This is a genomic window from Burkholderia sp. ZZQ-2 (assembly GCF_050768715.1).
GTDB classification, from domain to species: Bacteria; Pseudomonadota; Gammaproteobacteria; order Burkholderiales; family Burkholderiaceae; genus Burkholderia; species Burkholderia cepacia.
On sequence record NZ_LDVA01000155.1, the window covers coordinates 1 to 2,799 of the forward strand.

4 protein-coding genes are annotated in these 2,799 nt (G+C 70.2%); 3 read left to right on the forward strand and 1 reads right to left on the reverse strand.

Annotation, left to right across the window (positions count from 1 at the left end):
* Positions 1 to 596 (forward strand): MFS transporter (locus tag ABY44_RS09225; RefSeq protein WP_431641131.1); only part of this gene is annotated, 596 nt, incomplete at its 5' end.
* A 38-nt stretch (positions 597 to 634) separates the two neighbouring features.
* Complete coding sequence (locus ABY44_RS09230; RefSeq protein ID WP_060170587.1) at positions 635 to 1,114, forward strand: DUF3331 domain-containing protein; 480 nt, start codon at positions 635 to 637, stop codon at positions 1,112 to 1,114.
* Positions 1,115 to 1,138: 24 nt separating this feature from the next.
* Here ABY44_RS09230 and ABY44_RS09235 read toward each other — a convergent pair whose 3' ends face one another.
* The gene (locus tag ABY44_RS09235; protein WP_060170589.1) at positions 1,139 to 2,341 is read right to left on the reverse strand and encodes a GNAT family N-acetyltransferase; all 1,203 of its coding nucleotides are present in this window, start codon (positions 2,339 to 2,341) and stop codon (positions 1,139 to 1,141) included.
* Between the two features lie 223 nt (positions 2,342 to 2,564).
* Between ABY44_RS09235 and ABY44_RS09240 the strand changes: the two genes are divergently transcribed.
* Positions 2,565 to 2,799, forward strand: a 235-nt coding sequence (locus ABY44_RS09240; protein ID WP_431641132.1) for a GntR family transcriptional regulator, incomplete at its 3' end; no start/stop codon positions are given.

Below are 2,799 nucleotides of genomic sequence, written 5' to 3' on the forward strand. Positions count from 1 at the left end.
TCGGGCCCGCGCTGCGCGACGTGCTCGCGTCGCGGTCGACCACGCTGCTCGCGCTGGGTTTCGCCACCTACAACGTGCAGTTCTTCGCGGCGATGACGTTCCTGCCGGTTTTCCTGATGCAGCGCCTCGGCGTCGCGGTCGGCGCGGCGGGGCTGATCAGCGCGGCGATCGTCGCCGCGTGCGTGATCGGCAACCTGACGGCCGGCTGGTTGCTGTCGCGCGGCGCACGGCCGGGGATCGTCATGGCTGCGACGTCGGTCGCGATCGGCGCGGCGGGCGCGGGGCTTTTCAGCGCGGCCACGCCGGCACCGCTCGCGGTCGCGCTGGGTTTCGCGTTCTCGGCGATCGCGGGGATGCTGCCGGCGACGATCCTCGCGTGCGCGCCGGGCTCCGCGCCGACGCCGTCGCTGGCGCCGCTGAGCATCGGCTGGGTCGTGCAAGGCAACTATCTCGGACAGGTGATCGGGCCGCTGGCGATCGGCTCGATCGTCGGTGCATTCGGCTGGTCGGGCGGCATCGGACTGATGCTCGCGGCCGCCGTCACCGGCGCGGCGATCGGCCTGTCGCTGCTGCGCGAACCGATGGGCCGGCGCTGAGCGCGGCGCCGTTCAACCTGCACGGAAATCCGTCAAGCATGCTCAACACCATGGAAAGCCTGATTTGCGAAGAAGACGTGCCGTGCGATGCGCCGGCACGGGGCGAACACGATGCGATGCCGCCGCGCGGCGGCGCCGCGCATCCGCTCGCGACGCTCGGCGGAGCGCCTGCTCCCGAGCATGCCGCTGCGGCCGTCTCGCCGTTGCGCCCGCAACTGTTCGTCACGGTGCTGGAGGCCGGCGACGACGCGCTGCTGGTTCGCTGGGTCGAGAGCGGCCGTTGCCATTACGGCGAACAGCGCTGGCGCTTGCGCGTCGCGTTGCAGCCGGGCCGTTGTGCGATCTCGGGGCAGCCGATCGAGCCGGGCGAGCCGGTGTTCCGGCCGGTGCGGCGGCCCGTGCCGGCCAATGGCGACGAGATGATCCGCCCGGCGTCGGTGCCCGGTGCAACCGGCGCGGCGTGTGGCGTCACGGTGGAGGGTGACGACGCATACGTTCCGGCCGACGTTCGCGGCTGAACGCCGGCCGGCCGCGGAATCACGTCATTTCTTCACGTCGTGCCGGTACTGGATGAACCCGGCGTTGTTCGCGAGCTTGTCGTACAGCGCGCGCGCGGTCGTGTTGGTTTCGTGCGTGAGCCAGTACACGCGGCTCGCGCCGGCTTCGCGGGCATGGTCGTACACGGCCTCGATCAGCGCACCGCCTGCGCCTTGCCCGCGTGCGTCGGGCGCGGTGTACAGGTCCTGCAGATAGCAGTACGGCCCTTCGGTCCAGCACGAGCGGTGGTAGATCGAATGCACGATCCCGACCAGCGTACCCGATGCATCGAATGCGCCGAGCACGAACATCGGCTCGGCAGGATCCATCAGGCGGGCCCACGTCGTCGCGAACACCGCGTCGCTCAGCGCGGTGTCGTAAAACTTCTGATAACCCTGCCACAGCGGGCGCCACGCGGCTTCGTCGGCGGCAACGAGCGGGCGCACCGTGACGCGCGTCGCGTCGTGCGCGCGGCCGGCCGCATCGCGCGCGCGCGCCTGCGCGTGGCGGATCGCGGTGAGCGACTGGCGCTGCTGACCCTGCGCATCGAAGTTTTCCGGTGCGAGCCACGCGTCGAACGCGGCGCGGACATCCGGCCATTCGCCGTCGATGATCGAGAACCATGCAGTGTCGCGATTGCGGCCGCGGTAGATGATCGCCTGCCGGAACGTGCCTTCGTAGCGGAAGCCGAGCCGTGCGGCGGCCTTGCGCGACGGCACGTTCAGGTCGTCGCATTTCCATTCGTAGCGCCGGTAGCCGAGCGTGTCGAACGCGTACTTCATCAGCAGGAACTGCGCTTCGGTCGAGACGGGCGTGCGCTTGAGCAGCGGCGAGAACGTGACGGAGCCGACCTCGATCACGCCGTTGGCCGGATCGATGCGCATCAGCGCGAGCGTGCCGACCGCGTGGCCCGTGGCACGGTCGATCACCGTGTAGTGCAGCGGATCCGCGCTCGCCTGCGCGCCGCGCGCGTAGTCGCGGTAGCTCGACTCGTCGGTGTACGGGCCGTGTGCGAGATAGGTCCAGTCGCTGCCGTCCGGCGCCTGAGCGTAGGCGGCGTACAGGTCGGCCGCGTGGCGCTCGGCGTCGAGCGGTTCGAGCCGGCAGTAGCGGCCTTCGAGCACGATGCGCTCCGGGCGCGGGCGCGCGGACCAGTCGGGAACGGGGTGGCCGATGGATTGCTGGAAAGCGTTGGTGAGCGTGGACAAGGTCGATCTCGCTTCGGTTGGCGGCCGGCGACATGCCGGCATGCAGACGATCGTAGTCGTGGCGAGGTACCATGAGAAGCGCCAGAGATCGGCAAATTTATGGTGCCACAAGCTGTGCGCCGCTGGCCGTGCGCAACCGGCCGTCCACAACTGGCCGTCCGCAACTAGCCGTCCGCAACTAGCCGTCCGCCACGTTCCGACATTTTCACGCTGCGATGTTCCGATGACGACAATCCTGCCTTCCGGCGACGCGCCGTTGCTGCCGCTCGACGCGCCGCTGGCGCGCACGCCCTCGCTGCAGCGTCAGTTGCTGCGCCGCGTGCGCGACGCGATTCTCGGCGGCGCGATGCCGGCCGGCACCCGGCTGCCCGGCACGCGTGCGTTGGCCGAGATGCTCGGCGTGTCGCGCAACACGACGGCCGCCGTCTACGAGCAGCTCGTCGCCGAAGGCTTCCTGC

Coding starts and splice junctions, on each gene's coding strand:
- ABY44_RS09230 (WP_060170587.1), top strand. CDS start 635: ATGCTCAACACCATGGAAAGCCTGATTTGCGAAGAAGACGTGCCGTGC.